The organism is Enteroscipio rubneri, assembly GCF_963929405.1.
GTDB lineage: Bacteria > Actinomycetota > Coriobacteriia > Coriobacteriales > Eggerthellaceae > Enteroscipio > Enteroscipio rubneri.
Genome location: NZ_CAWVIN010000002.1, coordinates 82,135 through 97,590 on the forward strand (window position 1 = coordinate 82,135; position 15,456 = coordinate 97,590).

A 15,456-nucleotide genomic window follows, 5' to 3' on the forward strand; every position below is an offset into this window, starting at 1 on the left:
CCGGTCCGCTGGGCTGTTCGGCTCGTGTAGGCCCTGCGACGGACCTTCCGCCGTTTCCACGCTCAAGATTGAGCACGCTTGGCGGCATGGGAGAGGATTCGGGTCCTGGCGGGTTATTCGATGGTGCGGAACGACGCGGAGTGCGGCGTGGCTTCGGTGCGCTACAATAGCTCATCGACGATTGGAGACGAGATAGGGGATCTTTCATGAAAGTGACCGAGAAGAAGGTCGACGGCGGGTTCATTCTGCTGGAGGCGATCGCATCGACTGCAGAGGTCGCCCATGCGCTCACGATGGCGCAGTATGGTTTCGCCCAGCAGATGGGGCTGCAGCCTGCTGCTGGCAAGACGGTCGCGCAGCTTGCTGAAGAGCAGCTGGGCATCAAGGATCTTGATGCGCTCGTGCAGCAGCAGGCTGCCGAATATCTCGTGCCTTTCGCTATCGACAAGCGCAACATCATCCCGGCCTATCCCCCCAAGCTGCAGGCGCAGACTCCGCTCAAGCGCGGTCAGACATTCTCATTCGAGCTTCGCGTGGCTCCGAAGCCTGATTACGAGCTCACGTCGTACGAGCCTGTGACCGTCACCGTGCCGCCCTTCACGTTGGACGAAGGCGAGGTGGACGCGCAGCTCGAGCAGTTGGCGGACAGCTTTGCGAAGTTCGAAGCCGATGAGCCGCGCCCTGTCGAAGAAGGCGACAGCTTCCTGTTGGCGCTGGAGGCCTTCCAGGATGGCGAGAAGATGGACAACCTGTCCACCGAAGGACGCACCTACATCACGGGCATGAGCTTCATGCCTCCGAGCTTCGAGTCGCAGCTGATCGGAATGAACGTGGGAGAGTCGAAATCGTTTTCCTTCGAGATGCCCGGCGGCGAGAAAGCGCCCGTCATCGATTGTACGGTCACGATCAGGGAGATGCAGAAAAAGGTCGTGCCCGTCATTGACGACGAATGGGTTTCGCAGAACATGCCCATGTATCGCGGTGCCGAGGCGCTGCGCAGCAGCGTAGAGGAGCGTCTCGGCACCGAGCGTCGCGCCCAATATGAGAACTACAAGCTGCAGGCTGCCGCCGCTGAACTGGCAAAGCGGTTCAAGGGGCGCATTGACGACGCGGTGTACGAGTCGACGCAGCAAAACCTTGTGGCAAACATGCGCGCGCAGCTCGCCCAACAGGGCATTCCATTCGAGCAGTTCATACAAAGCCAAGGAGGCGAGCAACAGTTCGGCATGCTCATGATGCTGCAGACGCGTGCAACGCTCGCGCAGGGGTACGCCCTTGATGCGCTGTTCCGTCACGAGGGCATGACGCTCGACGATGCGGATCTCGACGAAGCGGCTCGTGCCATGAATCCCCAGAATCCTGCCGCCGCGCGTCGCGAGATGGAGGAGAGCGGGCGCAGCTTCGCGCTGCGGGAGCTCGCGCAGCGCATGAAAGCCAACGCTTGGCTGCTCTCGCATGCTGAGGTGGTCATCAAGGATTCGGAGGACTCCGCCGTGAACGCGAGCGCGAAGGGGGAGAAGGCGCAGGCCGGGAAGGATGATCCGAAGACCGAAGAGCATGCGAAGAAGGTCGATCCGGAAGCCGACGAGAAGGCAAAGAAGGAGAACGCCGAGTAGGCCGGGTACGGTTGCGTCGAAGAGGAGGGCGCGAACGGGGCGTTCTCTTCTCGTGCTCGCTGTTTCTCGGGGCGGAGAGCGTCGTTTTTTGAGGAACGGCGCTCTTCTCGGAGCCGGTAACGGGCTAATTGTTGACAACCGGACGAATCTCGTGCGCGGATTCGAGTTTGATTCGTGATAATAAGATGCAGGGAAGATCGCCGACAAAGCCGCGTGTCGCAGACCGTCGGCTGGTTGAACGACCGAGCCTGATCGGCACGTTCGATCGTGGTTTCGCTCGCGCGACGCGAAGGTCAGGCGAGCCTTGCGTTGTCGAAGAGAGGATATCGTATGGACGGAAGCGATAGGGAAGGCGCTGAGGGAACCGACGAGGTCAGAATGATCGCGGGTGGTCTCGCGTCGGGCGGTTTTGCACGGCTGCCGGCTACGGCCAAGAGCATGCGCACGGACGATGGCCGAGTTCTCGTCTCGCTCAACGATGCGTCTGACATTGTGAACATAGCTCGCTTCTTGCGGGATTACCGCGGTCCGGGTTTGAACGAGGCTTTAGGCGCAGATGCCATGAGGGGCCTTGCGGCACTGCTTGATCCGAACCAGGAGGTTCCGCCCGAGCAGGCCGCTGCCGCGCGCGATATCCTGGGATCCATCGCCGCAGGAACGCTTTCCGGCGCTGCTCCCGGATTGCAGCCCGCCGCCGTCAGCCTTCTAAAACATTTCGCCTGACGCTCATGCTCGTGCCAAGGGCGGGCCTGTTGTCCGCGTCCATGTCGACTGCGCGTCGATAACCTTGACTGCGTCTGCGCCCTCCGTGATCGGGAACCGACCGTGACCGTTGTGCTCAGGTTGTGTCTATGAAAATAGTCCTTGATTACCAGGCGCTTTCTGCGTATAATTCTCGTTTGCGTCTGGTTGTGTATGGACACACCCGGAGGCGTGGATACTCGGAGTCGTGACGTCTCACTCCATTCAAGACGGGGCGCGGCGAGCGAGGCCACACAGGTCAGCAGGGTTTTCTGGGGTGCGCAGGGAGTGTGCGTGCGAGCAGAAAACCGAAGAAAGGAAAGACATGGGAGTTAAACAGTACAAGCCGACAAGCCCCGGCCGACGCTTCCAGACGGTCTCGGACTTCGCCGAGATCACGACGGACAAGCCGGAGAAGTCTCTGCTTGCGCCGCTGTCGAACAAGGCCGGCCGCAACAACTACGGCCGCATCACGACGCGCCACCAGGGCGGCGGCAACAAGCGTCGCTATCGCATCATTGACTTCAAGCGTAACAAGGACGGTGTCCCCGCGAAGGTCGCAACCATCGAGTACGACCCGAACCGCTCGGCGCGCATCGCGCTTCTGAACTACGCCGACGGCGAGAAGCGCTACATCCTTCACCCGAAGGGCCTCCGCGTGGGCGACGTTGTCATGAGCGGTCCCGAGGCCGATATCAAGCCGGGCAACGCCATGCAGTTGACGAACATCCCCGTCGGCACGCTCATTCACGCCGTCGAGCTCCAGCCTGGCAAGGGCGCCGCTATCGCCCGCTCTGCCGGTACGAGCATTCAGCTCATGGGCAAGGAAGGCAAGTACGCCATCCTCCGCATGCCGTCCTCCGAGATGCGCCGCGTGCTCGTCACCTGCCGTGCCACCATCGGCGAGGTTGGCAACGCCGAGCATGCCAACATTCGCGTCGGAAAAGCCGGCCGTAATCGCTGGAAGGGCATCCGTCCCACCGTTCGCGGTACGGTCATGAACCCGGTCGATCACCCGCATGGCGGCGGCGAGGGCAAGAACAAGTCCGCCGGTCGCCATCCGGTCACTCCGTGGGGCGTTCCGACGAAGGGCCATCGTACCCGCAATCCGAAGAAGGCTTCGAGCCGCCTGATCATCCGCCGCCGCAAGAAGTAGCGCTAAGCGTTAAGGAGTAATAGTGAGCAGAAGTTTGAAAAAAGGTCCTTTCGTCGAACCGCGCCTTCTTGATCGCATCGAGAAGATGAATGCGGCGGGCGAGAAGAACGTCGTCAAGACCTGGTCGCGCGCAAGCACCATCTTCCCGGAGATGGTGGGCCACACCATCGCCGTCCATGATGGCCGCAAGCACGTGCCGGTATACATTACAGAATCCATGGTCGGCCACAAGCTGGGCGAATTCGCCCCGACCCGCACGTTCAAGGGTCACTCCGCCGACAAGGGCAAGCGATAAGAAGGGGTGAACAATGGAAGCTAAAGCAATAGCACGCTACGTCCGCGTTTCGCCCCGCAAGGCGCGCATCGTGGTCGATCTGATCCGCGGCAAGTCCGTGCCTCAGGCTCGCGAGATCTTGCAGTTCACGAACCGCGGCGCTGCGGAGATCGTGGAGAAGACGCTGAACTCCGCCGTGGCCAACGCTGAGCACCTGCATCACGTGCGCCCGGAGACGCTCGTCGTGAAGACGGCCTTCGCTGATGAAGGCCCCACACTGAAGCGTATCCGTCCGCGCGCCAAGGGTTCCGCGTCGCGCATTCGCAAGCGCACGAGCCACATCACGATCATCGTAGCACCGCGAGAGGAGGCATAAGCGCATGGGTCAGAAGGTTAGCCCTACCGGGTTCCGCCTCGGTATCACCGAGGAATGGCGCAGCCGCTGGTACGCCGATAAGGATTACGCCAAGAACCTGGAAAACGACTTGGCCATCAGGAAGTTTTTGGACAAGCAGCTCGCCCGTGCCGCCGTCTCAAAGGTCGAGATCGAGCGCGCCGGCGACAAGATCAAGATCGTCATCACCACGGCCCGCCCGGGCGTTGTGATCGGCAAGAAGGGCGCTGAGATCGACGCCCTGCGCAAGAAGCTCGACAAGGTGGCCAACGGCCCCGTGTCCATCGAAGTCATCGAGGTCAAGCGCCCCGAACTTGACGCTGCGCTCATCGCTCAGTCCGTTGCGGAACAGCTCGAGGGCCGCGTGGCCTTCCGCCGCGCCATGCGCAAGGCGGTTCAGTCCGCCCGCAAGAGCGGTGCCAAGGGTATCCGCATTCAGTGCTCCGGCCGCTTGGGCGGCGCGGAGATGAGCCGTCGCGAGTGGTACCGCGAGGGCCGCGTGCCGCTGCACACGCTGCGCGCGAAGATTGATTACGGCTTCGCCACCGCCGCCACCACGATGGGTTCCATCGGCGTGCAGGTGTGGGTGTACCACGGCGAGATGCTTCCTGGCCAGAAAGCGCCGCAGCCGGCGCTCGAGGGCAGCTCCCGTCCGAGCCGTTCCCGTCGTAACGACCGCAACGAGAGGGGGCGCAAGTAAATGCTCGTACCTAAGCGCGTCAAGCACCGCAAGGTGCAACGTGGTTCCATGAAGGGCAAGGCCAAAGGCGGAACCCGGCTGAACCACGGCACGTACGGCATCCAGGCCCTTGAGGCACATTGGATCACCAACCGCCAGATCGAGGCGGCCCGTATCGCCATGACCCGTCACATGAAGCGCGGCGGCAAGGTGTGGATCACAATCTTCCCGGATAAGCCGATCACGCAGAAGCCGGCCGAAACCCGCATGGGTTCCGGCAAGGGCAATCCTGAGGCATGGGTCGCGGTCGTCAAGCCCGGCCGCATCATGTTCGAGATCGACGGCGTCGACGAGGAGACCGCCAAGGAGGCCCTGCGTCTCGCCATCAACAAGTTGCCCATCAAGTGCAAGATTGTTTCCAAGGAAACGGAAGGGCAGGAATAAATGAAAGCAGCAGAGATCCGTGAGCTGTCTGCCGACGATTTGCAGGCGAAACTCAAGGAAGCGCGCGCGGAGCTTTTCAACCTGCGCTTCCAGATGGCCACGAGCCAGCTCGACAATACCGCTCGTGTGAAGCAGGTCAAGAAGGACATCGCACGCATCCAGACTGAGATGCGTGCCCGCGAGCTGAGCGCTTAGCTTGACGGTTAGGAAGGTTGAATTTACATGAGTGAAGATCGCAACTCCCGCAAGGTCCGTCAGGGCATCGTCGTGAGCGCTGTCAACGATAAGACCTGCGTCGTGCTCGTCAAGGAGCGCAAGCCGCATCCGGTGTACGGCAAGATGATGACAACGTCCAAGAAGTTCCACGCCCATGACGAGAACAACGAGGCCGGCATCGGCGACACCGTGCAGATCATGGAAACCCGCCCGCTGTCGAAGCTGAAGCGCTGGCGTCTGGTGAAGATCGTCGAGAAGGCCAAGTAGTCCAACGGCAACCCCTTCGGATTACCGAGATGAAAGTTAGGTTGAAGCAATGATTCAGATGCAAACCATGCTCGCAGTGGCCGATAACTCCGGCGCTCGCAAGGTGCAGTGCATCAAGGTCCTGGGCGGCTCCAAGCGCCGCTACGCGGGACTGGGCGATGTTATCATCTGCAGCGTGAAAGAAGCCGCGCCGAACACCAACGTGAAAAAGGGCGATGTCGTCCGTTGCGTGATCGTGCGCGTGAAGAAGGAAGTTCGTCGACCCGACGGCAGCTATATCAAGTTCGATCAGAACGCCTGCGTGCTTATCGACAACTCAGGCGCACCCCGCGGTACGCGTATCTTCGGGCCGGTGGCTCGCGAGCTGCGCGACAAGAAGTACATGAAGATCGTGTCTCTGGCACCGGAAACGCTCTAAGGGGGTGTGCATACATGAATAGCATGAACATCAAGAAGGGCGACAAGGTGAAGGTCCTCTCCGGCAAGGACAAGGGCAAGGAAGGCACGGTTCTGCGCTCGTTCCCGCAGAAGCAGCGCGTTGCGGTCGAGAAGGTCAACATGATTAAGAAGGCTCTGCGTCCGACGCAGCAGAACCCTCAGGGCGGCATCTCCACCATGGAAGCTCCGATCCACGTGTCCAACGTCATGCTCGTGTGCCCCGCGTGCAAGCAGGCCACGCGTGTGAGCAAGCGCGTCAACGACGAAGGCAAGAAAGTTCGCGTCTGCAAGAAGTGCGGAAAAGACATCGATTAGTCCGTTCCGCCGATCTTCGATCGGCGGAACGGATCGACGCTGCGGCGTTTGATCCGCCGGCCTGACGGCCGACGGAACGGGTCGACGCTGCGGCCGGCTGTGGCACCCCGCCTTCGCACGATCACGAAGGCTCGCGTACCGAAGTACGCTTCGTCTTCGCGATCCCGCGAATTCGGGGCACCGCAGCCGCCCTCGCTGACTTTTCGGCGACCAGCGACGGCCAATGCAGTACAATGACCCCTGCTGCTTCGGCGGCGAGGGACGCAGGGTCGGAAATCCTGCGTTTAATTCATCGAAAGGATTGGAAGAACCATGGCTATTCCTCGTTTGAAGGAAATGTACAACACCGAGATCGTGCCGAAGCTCGAGAAGGAGCTGGGTCTCGGCAACGTCAACCAGGTCCCGCGCCTTGAGAAGATTGTTGTGAACATGGGCGTTGGCGCCGCCGCAGCCGATCACAAGCTGCTTGACGCTGCGATGGCGGATATGCGCGTTATCACCGGCCAGCAGCCTTGCATCACGCGCGCTCGCAAGTCGATCGCTGGTTTCCACGTGCGCGAAGGGCAGCCCATCGGCTGCAAGGTCACGCTGCGCGGCGACCGTATGTGGGAGTTCCTCGACCGCTTGCTGGCGACCGCCCTCCCGCGCGTCCGTGACTTCCGCGGTATCTCGCCGAAGAGCTTCGACGGCCGCGGTAACTACACGATGGGCGTGACCGAGCAGCTGATCTTCCCCGAGATCGACTATGATAAGATCGATCGTACGCGCGGCATGGACATCACGTTCGTGACGACGGCGGAAAACAACGATGATGCCTTTGCGCTGCTGGATGCGCTGGGCTTCCCCTTCAAGGACAAGAAGTAAGCGCCGCCTTCGGCGCGGCCTGCGGGTCATCGGTCGACGACCCGCGCTGTGTGCACTCGAGCCCGTGCAAACGAAACGGACGGGTTGGATATGAGAAAGAAGGATTTGCATGGCTAAGAAATCGATGATCGCCAAGGCGAAGCGCGAGCCGAAGTTCTCGACGCGTCAGCACAACCGCTGCACGCGCTGCGGACGTCCTCGCGCCTACTACCGCAAGTTCGGCCTGTGCCGCATCTGCTTGCGCGAGCTGGCCAACAAAGGCGAACTGCCCGGCGTGACCAAGTCTTCGTGGTAAGAACGAACTAGGTACGCCAGGGCGTGCCACGATCCAGGCGGAGGCGTTATGGGCGCCGACGAACCGGATCTGCAGGCTCATCATGGACCAAAGGAGAAAAGAACTATGACCATGACCGACCCCATTGCAGACATGCTTACGCGCGTGCGTAACGCTAACTCTGCCGGCAAGCCGACGGTTGCGATGCCGTCGAGCAAGAAGCTTGTCGAGCTGGCCCGCATCATGCAAGAAGAGGGCTATATCCAGGGATACGACGTCATCGACGGCGAGCCGCGCGCGACGCTCGAGCTCGCCCTTAAATACGGTGACAAGAAGGCTAAAACCATCCGCGGCATCAGGCGCATCTCGAAGCCCGGCCTGCGCATCTACGCGGGCAAGGACGAGCTTCCTCGTGTCCTGGGCGGCCTCGGTACCGCCATCATTTCGACGAGCAAAGGCGTCATGACCGACCGCGATGCCCGCAAAATGGGCGTCGGCGGCGAAGTCGTCGCCTACATCTGGTAGGAAAGGGAGGTTTGACATGTCTCGTATCGGCAAGCAGCCCGTCACCGTTCCTGCCGGCGTCGATGTGACTATCGACGGCACCACCGTAACGGTGAAGGGCCCGAAGGGAGAGCTTTCGCGCAGCTTCCCCTCCATCATGATCATCAAGCGCGATGGCGACGACATCATTGTCGAGCGCCCGAATGATTCCCGTGAAGCGAAGGCCTACCACGGTCTCGTGCGCACGCTCGTCTCCAACATGGTCGAGGGCGTCTCCAGCGGTTTCTCCAAGAAGCTGCAGCTCGTCGGCGTTGGCTATCGCGCCGCACTCAAGGGCAAGGACCTGGAGATGCAGCTCGGCTTCTCGCACCCGGTTCTCGTCGAGGCGCCCGAGAACATCACGTTTGAGGTTCCCAGCCAGACCGAGATCATCGTATCCGGCCCGAGCAAGGAGCAGGTCGGCCAGGTGGCCGCCAACATCCGCGCATGGCGCAAGCCCGAGCCGTACAAGGGCAAGGGCATCCGCTATGAGGGCGAGTACGTCCGCCGTAAGCTCGGCAAGGCTGCCAAGTCCGATTAGGCTTGACGACCAGCCTGTAACGGATCGAGATCGAAGGGATTAGCATGAACAAGCTTCAGAAAAAGCAAGCCGGGCTGGCTCGTCGCCACCGCCGCGTGCGCGGCAAGGTATCCGGTACGCCGACGCGTCCCCGCCTCTGCGTGACGCGCAGCAACAATAACGTGTACGTTCAGTTCGTCGACGACGTCGCTGGCAAGACCATTTGTGGCGTGTCGACGCTTGGCCCCGAGTTCAAAGCGACGGGCAAGAGCGGTGCGACTGTCGAGGGTGCTGCCGCGCTCGGCGAGATCGCCGGCAAGAAGGCGCAGGAGTCCGGAGTCACGGAAGTCGTGTTCGACCGTGGCGGCAACCTGTACCACGGACGCGTGAAGGCTCTCGCCGACGCCGCCCGTGAAGCAGGCTTGAAATTCTAGAAGGGGTAAAGGTCTATGGCTCGTAACAACAGACAAGACAACGCCGCGGTCCCCGAGCTTCAGGAGCGCGTCGTCTACATCAACCGCGTTTCGAAGGTTGTCAAGGGCGGCCGCCGCTTTGCGCTCACCGCGCTTGTGGTGGTCGGCGACGGCAACGGCCGTGTTGGTGTCGGCATGGGCAAGTCCCAGGAAGTGCCCATCGCCATCAAAAAGGGCGTCGAGGACGCGAAGAAGAACATGTTCGCCGTGCCCCTGACAGAAGAAAAGACGCTCCCGCATGAGATCATCGGCGAATTCGGCGCCGGTCGCGTGCTTATCAAGCCGGCTCGTCCCGGTACCGGCGTTATCGCCGGCGGTGCGGCTCGTGCAGTCATGGAGCTGGCGGGCGTGAGCGACGTGCTCACCAAGTCGCTTGGCACCGACAATGTGATGAACGTGGTCAAGGCGACCGCCGAGGGTCTCAAAAACATGCAGAGCCCCCAGGACGTTGCCGAGCGTCGCGGGATGACGGTCGATCAGATCTACGGCCGGAAGGAGAAGAAGTAATGGCAGACGCGAAGAATACGCTGCGCATCACCCAGGTGAAGAGCTCCATCGGCCGTAAGGGTGATCAAGGCAAGACGCTGCGCGCGCTCGGCCTCGGCAAGATCGGCCGTACGGTCGATCAGGTGGACAACGAGTCCGTCCGCGGCATGATCTTCAAGGTCAAACATCTCGTCGAGGTCGAGGAGCTGTAGGATCCATCGTTCTGCCGCACCGTCTGAAGGACGACGGTACCCGGCTCCGACTCTTATCGCTCGGCCGTGCGCGCAAAGCCTGTGCGGCTGCGAATCAGGCGGTCTCGGGTGTATCCGTACTTCACGCTCACGTCGGCAGACCAGTACGGTATAATCGACCATCGGCGTGCCTTGCGGCGCGCCGATGGTCGATTCAAGGAAGTTTGCTGGCGGCGAGCTGCCAGCGCTGGGCGGAAAGCTCAGTCAAGCGACAAGGAGAATCATATGGAACTCAAAGATCTCAAGCCGGCCGAAGGATCGCGCAAGAACCGCAAGCGCGTCGGCCGCGGTCCGGCTTCGGGCACTGGCAAGACCTCCGGCCGTGGCATGAATGGACAGAAGTCCCGTGCCGGCGGCGGCAAGGGGCCCGGCTTCGAGGGCGGGCAGACTCCGCTCGCGCGTCGTCTGCCGAAGCTCCCTGGCTTCACGAGCATCAACAGAGTCGAGTATCTTCCCGTCAACGTCAAGCGGCTCGAGGAGCATTTTGAAGCTGGCGACGTTGTCGACGGTGCAAGCTTGAAGGCTAAGGGCATCATCAAGCATGAGGATGCCCTCGTGAAGGTGCTGGGCGACGGCGAGCTGACGAAGGCTCTTACCATCAAGGTCGATAAGGTTTCTGCCTCTGCGAAGGCGAAGATCGAGGCAGCCGGAGGAAAGGTCGAAGAGCCTTGCTAAGCTCCATCATCGATGCGTTCAAGGTTCCGGAGCTGCGTAATAAGATTCTGTTTACGCTGGCGATTTTGGCGCTGTACCGCTTCGGCGCGTACGTTCCGGTGCCTGGCATTCCGTTCAACGAGTTCGCGAACCAGTTCACGGAAAGCGGCGGCGTCTCCATGACGATGCTCGACTTGTTCACAGGCGGTGCGCTGTCGAACTTCTCCGTGTTCTCGCTCGGAATCATGCCCTACATCACGGCGTCTATTATCATGCAGCTCATGCAGGGCGTCATCCCGGCGGTCGGCCGCTGGGCGAAGGAAGGCGAGACCGGGCGTCGTCGGATCACGCAGGTCACCCGCTACCTGACGTTGGGCCTGGGTCTTATCAACGCCATCGGCTACCTGCTGCTGTTCAAGTCGCCGGCCTACGGTGTCCAGTTCAGCACGGACGTGCCTCCGATCCTGACCGATATCATGGTGGTGTTCACGCTTGTGGCGGGCACGGCGTTCATCATGTGGATGGGCGAGCTCATCACGCAGCGCGGCGTGGGCAACGGCATGTCGCTTATCATTTTCGTGAGCATCGTGTCACGCGTACCGAGCGCCATCTATTCGTCGATCACTGAGAGCTCTGCCGACATGGGCATGAGCATCGCCATCACGCTGCTCATCGTGCTCGTTGTGCTCGCGTGCATTCCTGCGATCATCTTTGTCGAGCGGGCCCAGCGTCGTATTCCCGTGAACTACGCCAAACGCGTTCAGGGACGCAAGATGATGGGCGGCCAGTCCACCTACATTCCCCTCAAGGTGAATGCGGCGGGTGTCATCCCCATCATCTTCGCGAGCTGCCTGATCTACTTCCCGGCGCAGCTGGCGGCCTTGTTCAACGTGGAGTGGCTGACGTTTGCCGCCGATGCGATATCAACCGGCTGGGTAAACTGGATCCTCACCGCGGTGCTCATCGTGTTCTTCGCGTACTTCTACACCTCCATGGTGTTCAATCCCGATGAGACGGCGGACAATCTGCGCAAACAGGGTGGTTTCATCCCGGGTGTGCGCCCCGGTTCGGCGACGGTTCACTATATCAAGAACGTTCTGCACCGCGTCACGTTGCCCGGCGGCATCTTCATTGCTGTTATTGCCGTGGTGCCGACAATCATCTTCTTCTTTACGGGCAACCAGCTTGTCCAGGCATTCGGCGGCACGTCGATCCTCATCATGATCGGCGTTGCTCTCGACACCATGAACAAAGTGGAGAGCCAGCTGAAGATGCACAACTACGACGGCTTCTTCAAGTAGGGAAGCCTGACGCGTATGCGACGAAGAGGGGCCTGTGGGCCCCTTTTCGCATGCTATGGCCGCCCTTTCGTCATACCGTGGAGAAAACCGCGCCGGTTCGTGGCACCATTTTGATGAACCATGCGAGTTGTCGAATCTTTCTGCGCCACCGGAGAGCGAGCGCGGCTGATTTCTAGAATTCTGTCGAAAAAACGAGGTATGGGAACCCTAAAGCAGGCTGTCGCAGAATGGACAGTCATTGCATATTCACCGATCTGCGCTTTTGGATATAGGGAGGTGCCTGCATCGCGAAAAGAGCTTAAAGCGAATCCTCGAGGACTCCCATACCTCGAATTTCTTGCAGAAACCTCTTTCTGAGCGGCGCAAGATGACAATCCACTTCATCAGCCTCTTCGCCCTTTCAGCCTCTGCATCCTGCTCGGCATCCTCCGGCCTGTCTTTCTGTGAAATATGCGCGGCGAGCTGAGGGCTTTGGTACAATACGGGAACCGATCGGTATGTTGAAAGGAAATCTCATCATGAACATCGTGTTGTTGGGGGCACCAGGCGCCGGTAAAGGAACGCAGGCGGCCAAGCTGGTCGACGAGTTCGGAACGCCGCACATCTCCACGGGCGACATGCTGCGCGCAGCCGTCAAAGAGGGCACGCCGCTCGGCAAGAAGGCTAAGTCGTATATGGATGCGGGCGATCTGGTGCCCGACGATGTGATCATCGGTCTGGTGGAGGAGCGCCTTCAGGATCCCGATACGGAGAAAGGCTTCATCCTCGACGGATTCCCGCGCACATCCGCTCAGGCCGTCGCGCTTGATGCAGAACTCTCGAAGCTGGAGCGCCCGCTTGATGCAGCGCTTCTTATCGACGTCGATCCCGAGGTTATAGTCAAGCGCCTTACGTCGCGGCGTATGTGCAAGGATTGTGGCTACATTGGAACGGCTGCCGATAAAACGTGTCCGAAGTGCGGCGGCGAGATGTACCAGCGCGACGACGACAACGAAGCCACGGTGCGCAACCGTCTCGACGTGTACGAAAAGTCCACGGCGCCGCTCATTGATTACTATCGCGGCTGCGATCTGCTTGTCTCCATCGATGGCGACCGCGATCCGAACGTCGTGTACGAGGACGTGAAGCAGGCCTTGAGCCTGTAGCGCCTCTCTGGTAGAACCAATAATGTCAGCGAGAAGCCTCGAGGTATCCCAGATTGCTCTGTCGCGCGGCCGAGCGAACCGTTCGGTACACGCGAGCAAGCGTACCGGAAACAGGAATGGGTGCTGCGGGGCTTGTTCGCTGTACTGGGCCGTTCTGCCGGCGGCAGAACGGTGGAATTCCTGATGCCTACTGTTCGTCAAAACATAGCCTACGCCTACGAAGGCTTCATGCGTTCCCATCGGGCGTCGGTGCTCCATATCGCGAAGAGCGTCGTCGTCATATTGGCCTGTGCGCTTTTGCTCGAGACATTCGTGTTCAACGTGAACTATTTTCTCTCGGCAGGTTACAACACCATCAATCTGGACGATCGACTGAACCTGCAGGAGACGACCGACGGCTCGTATAAACTCACCACGGTGAACCATACGCTTGAGTTCTCCGATCTGAACACCGAGGTGCACAATGTGCGCCTCGATTTCGATTTCGACCAACCAGCCCAAGAGCTGACGGTGCGCATACACTTTACCGATGAGGCGCATCTCACGTATTTCGACTCCACCGAGTATACGGTGGGCGTCCCTGATGTGGACGTGTCCACGTTCGTTGATCAGAGCGAGTACATCAATCTGAATACTACCGGCATTGTCGATAATCTGCGAATCGAAATTGTCGGCGACGATACGAACTATCCGATCAAGCTCAAGAGCATCACCCTGAACGCCCATCATCCGTTCGATTTCAATACGACCCGCTTTCTGGCGACGGCGGGGCTTCTGGGTCTCGTGTTTGCGTTTCGACCGCGCTCAGTCATCTATCGTATCGGCATCGTAGATCAGCCTCGAAAGTCAAAGGCGATCATCATCGCGACCGTCGCCATCGAGGTTTGCCTGCTGAGTTCGTATCTGTTCCTGGGGTCGAATCTTGTGGGCGTGGCAACGAAGGACTACAACAACGGGTCCTGGGATGGTTCGAGCATGGTGAACGCCTTCGAGGTAGGGGGCGACAACGCCCAGCAGTATGCCGAGCTTGCAAAGGCTATGACGAAGGGCCAGCTCTACCTTGAAGAGGAACCTCCGGACTGGTTGCAAGACATGAGCGATCCCTATGATAAGGGTGCGCGCGACGAGGCGCAGAAAGCGACGGGGGAGCCCTATCTCTTCGATGTGGCCTTCCATGACGGGCATTACTACGTGTACTTCGGCGTGGTGCCGGTACTCCTGTTCTATCTGCCGTTCTATGTGCTGACGGGAGCGAATTTCCCCACAGCTATCGGCGTCCTTGTTGCGGTGATCGCCTTCGTGCTGGGGTGTTCTGCCCTGCTCGACCGCTTTGCGCGCTACCACTTCAAACGGGTGAGCCTCGGGCTTTACCTGTTGCTGCAGATACCCCTTGTCATGTGTTGCGGCATTCTATATCTGCTGAAGTTCCCGACGTTCTACTCGCTTCCCATTGCGCTCGGCTTGGCGTTTTCGGTATGGGGTCTCTACTTCTGGATGCGCGGGCGCGCTGCCGGGCGACCTGAAGGTTGGTATCTGGTCGGATCGCTCTGCATGGCTCTCGTCGCCGGCTGCCGCCCGCAGCTACTCGTTCTGTCGCTTTTGGCGTTTCCGCTGTTTTGGCGCGTCTATATCACGAAGCGTCGCCTGTTTACGCCGCGCGGTGCGCGCGAGTTTGCCTGCCTTGTCCTGCCGTATCTCGTGGTGGCCGCCGGGCTCATGGGGTACAATTACGCGCGCTTCGGGTCGTTTACGGATTTTGGAGCGAACTACAACCTCACGGTCAATGATATGACGAAACGTGGCTGGAACGTCGGCCGGCTGGCACCTGCATTTTTCGCGTACTTCGTGCAGCCCCCGACGGCAACAGGGGTATTCCCCTTCCTTCAAGCAGCACCGTTCGATACGACCTATATGGGACAGACCATCAAAGAGGCCACGTTCGGCGGCATCCTCGCGTGCCTGCCCGTACTGTGGATCCTTCCGTTTGCCAAGCGTATTCTGCAATTGCGCTTCCGGCAGCGTGCCACGCGCACCATCGCCGGGGTCATCATCGTGCTGTTGATAGGCGGTGTGCTCGTAGCCCTGCTAGATGCGCAGATGGCCGGAATACTGCAGCGGTACTTTGCAGACTTCAGTTTCATGTTCCTGGCCGCCGTCGTGCTGTTGGCGTTCGTGGTGAACGAGAACCTTGCACCGCGAACGACGACACAGAACCTGCTCATGAAGGTGCTGCTCGTTCTCGTGACGTTATCGGTTCTGTACAGCGCGCTTTTGTGCTTTGTCCCGGAGACCGGGTGGTACTCCGATGTGTACCCCTGGGCGTACCAGAATATCATCGAGACCGTGCAATTCTGGACATAGTACCAGGTTAACAAGATGCACGCTCTAACGACAGACGGTGGCAC

General features: G+C 60.2%; 22 protein-coding genes. All 22 read left to right on the forward strand.

The window, feature by feature from the left end; translation table 11 throughout:
• Nucleotides 1-206 precede the first annotated feature (206 nt).
• The 22 genes from ABGT83_RS03710 (at nucleotide 207) to ABGT83_RS03815 (ending at nucleotide 15,412) form a co-directional block, all read left to right on the forward strand.
• On the forward strand, nucleotides 207-1,616 hold the full coding sequence (locus ABGT83_RS03710) for a trigger factor (RefSeq protein ID WP_346686027.1): 1,410 nt from the start codon (nucleotides 207-209) through the stop codon (nucleotides 1,614-1,616).
• Nucleotides 1,617-1,946: 330 nt separating this feature from the next.
• Nucleotides 1,947-2,339, forward strand: a complete 393-nt coding sequence (locus ABGT83_RS03715; protein WP_103265589.1) for a hypothetical protein — start codon at nucleotides 1,947-1,949, stop codon at nucleotides 2,337-2,339.
• A 343-nt stretch (nucleotides 2,340-2,682) separates the two neighbouring features.
• Nucleotides 2,683-3,513: a 50S ribosomal protein L2 gene (rplB, locus tag ABGT83_RS03720; protein ID WP_103265588.1), complete on the forward strand. Its 831-nt coding sequence runs from the start codon at nucleotides 2,683-2,685 to the stop codon at nucleotides 3,511-3,513.
• A gap of 22 nt (nucleotides 3,514-3,535) precedes the next feature.
• Entirely contained in the window at nucleotides 3,536-3,808 is a 273-nt protein-coding gene (rpsS, locus tag ABGT83_RS03725; RefSeq protein WP_103265587.1) for a 30S ribosomal protein S19, read from the forward strand.
• Between the two features lie 13 nt (nucleotides 3,809-3,821).
• The gene (rplV, locus tag ABGT83_RS03730) at nucleotides 3,822-4,163 is read left to right on the forward strand and encodes a 50S ribosomal protein L22 (RefSeq protein WP_103265586.1); all 342 of its coding nucleotides are present in this window, start codon (nucleotides 3,822-3,824) and stop codon (nucleotides 4,161-4,163) included.
• Between the two features lie 4 nt (nucleotides 4,164-4,167).
• Complete coding sequence (rpsC, locus tag ABGT83_RS03735; RefSeq protein WP_103265585.1) at nucleotides 4,168-4,881, forward strand: 30S ribosomal protein S3; 714 nt, start codon at nucleotides 4,168-4,170, stop codon at nucleotides 4,879-4,881.
• A complete protein-coding gene (gene rplP, locus ABGT83_RS03740; RefSeq protein WP_103265584.1) occupies nucleotides 4,882-5,304 on the forward strand; it encodes a 50S ribosomal protein L16 in 423 nt (140 codons plus the stop codon).
• The gene (gene rpmC / locus ABGT83_RS03745) at nucleotides 5,305-5,499 is read left to right on the forward strand and encodes a 50S ribosomal protein L29 (RefSeq protein ID WP_009306348.1); all 195 of its coding nucleotides are present in this window, start codon (nucleotides 5,305-5,307) and stop codon (nucleotides 5,497-5,499) included.
• A gap of 27 nt (nucleotides 5,500-5,526) precedes the next feature.
• Nucleotides 5,527-5,787, forward strand: coding sequence for a 30S ribosomal protein S17 (gene rpsQ, locus ABGT83_RS03750; RefSeq protein WP_103265583.1), 261 nt, complete (start codon nucleotides 5,527-5,529; stop codon nucleotides 5,785-5,787).
• A 49-nt stretch (nucleotides 5,788-5,836) separates the two neighbouring features.
• Nucleotides 5,837-6,205 carry a 50S ribosomal protein L14 gene (rplN, locus tag ABGT83_RS03755; protein ID WP_103265582.1) on the forward strand — a complete coding sequence of 123 codons (369 nt, stop codon included), beginning with the start codon at nucleotides 5,837-5,839 and terminating at the stop codon, nucleotides 6,203-6,205.
• 14 nt (nucleotides 6,206-6,219) lie between these two features.
• Nucleotides 6,220-6,540, forward strand: coding sequence for a 50S ribosomal protein L24 (rplX, locus tag ABGT83_RS03760; protein ID WP_103265581.1), 321 nt, complete (start codon nucleotides 6,220-6,222; stop codon nucleotides 6,538-6,540).
• Nucleotides 6,541-6,852: 312 nt separating this feature from the next.
• Nucleotides 6,853-7,404: a 50S ribosomal protein L5 gene (rplE, locus tag ABGT83_RS03765; protein ID WP_103265580.1), complete on the forward strand. Its 552-nt coding sequence runs from the start codon at nucleotides 6,853-6,855 to the stop codon at nucleotides 7,402-7,404.
• Between the two features lie 109 nt (nucleotides 7,405-7,513).
• Nucleotides 7,514-7,699, forward strand: coding sequence for a type Z 30S ribosomal protein S14 (locus tag ABGT83_RS03770; RefSeq protein ID WP_103265579.1), 186 nt, complete (start codon nucleotides 7,514-7,516; stop codon nucleotides 7,697-7,699).
• Nucleotides 7,700-7,804: 105 nt separating this feature from the next.
• Nucleotides 7,805-8,203 (forward strand): 30S ribosomal protein S8, encoded by a 399-nt coding sequence (gene rpsH, locus ABGT83_RS03775; protein ID WP_346686030.1) that lies wholly within the window; start codon nucleotides 7,805-7,807, stop codon nucleotides 8,201-8,203.
• Between the two features lie 16 nt (nucleotides 8,204-8,219).
• Nucleotides 8,220-8,762, forward strand: a complete 543-nt coding sequence (rplF, locus tag ABGT83_RS03780; RefSeq protein ID WP_103265577.1) for a 50S ribosomal protein L6 — start codon at nucleotides 8,220-8,222, stop codon at nucleotides 8,760-8,762.
• Between the two features lie 44 nt (nucleotides 8,763-8,806).
• Nucleotides 8,807-9,175: a 50S ribosomal protein L18 gene (gene rplR, locus ABGT83_RS03785; RefSeq protein ID WP_103265576.1), complete on the forward strand. Its 369-nt coding sequence runs from the start codon at nucleotides 8,807-8,809 to the stop codon at nucleotides 9,173-9,175.
• 15 nt (nucleotides 9,176-9,190) lie between these two features.
• On the forward strand, nucleotides 9,191-9,721 hold the full coding sequence (gene rpsE / locus ABGT83_RS03790; RefSeq protein WP_103265575.1) for a 30S ribosomal protein S5: 531 nt from the start codon (nucleotides 9,191-9,193) through the stop codon (nucleotides 9,719-9,721).
• Nucleotides 9,721-9,912: a 50S ribosomal protein L30 gene (gene rpmD, locus ABGT83_RS03795; protein ID WP_103265574.1), complete on the forward strand. Its 192-nt coding sequence runs from the start codon at nucleotides 9,721-9,723 to the stop codon at nucleotides 9,910-9,912. The genes rpsE and rpmD overlap by 1 nt, the downstream gene beginning before the upstream one ends.
• A 264-nt stretch (nucleotides 9,913-10,176) precedes the next feature.
• Nucleotides 10,177-10,626 (forward strand): 50S ribosomal protein L15, encoded by a 450-nt coding sequence (gene rplO / locus ABGT83_RS03800; RefSeq protein WP_103265573.1) that lies wholly within the window; start codon nucleotides 10,177-10,179, stop codon nucleotides 10,624-10,626.
• Entirely contained in the window at nucleotides 10,620-11,906 is a 1,287-nt protein-coding gene (secY, locus tag ABGT83_RS03805; RefSeq protein WP_103265572.1) for a preprotein translocase subunit SecY, read from the forward strand. Before rplO ends, secY begins: the two co-directional genes overlap by 7 nt.
• A 518-nt stretch (nucleotides 11,907-12,424) precedes the next feature.
• The gene (locus tag ABGT83_RS03810) at nucleotides 12,425-13,051 is read left to right on the forward strand and encodes an adenylate kinase (RefSeq protein WP_103265571.1); all 627 of its coding nucleotides are present in this window, start codon (nucleotides 12,425-12,427) and stop codon (nucleotides 13,049-13,051) included.
• Between the two features lie 183 nt (nucleotides 13,052-13,234).
• Nucleotides 13,235-15,412, forward strand: a complete 2,178-nt coding sequence (locus tag ABGT83_RS03815; RefSeq protein ID WP_103265570.1) for a cytochrome C oxidase Cbb3 — start codon at nucleotides 13,235-13,237, stop codon at nucleotides 15,410-15,412.
• Nucleotides 15,413-15,456 lie beyond the last annotated feature (44 nt).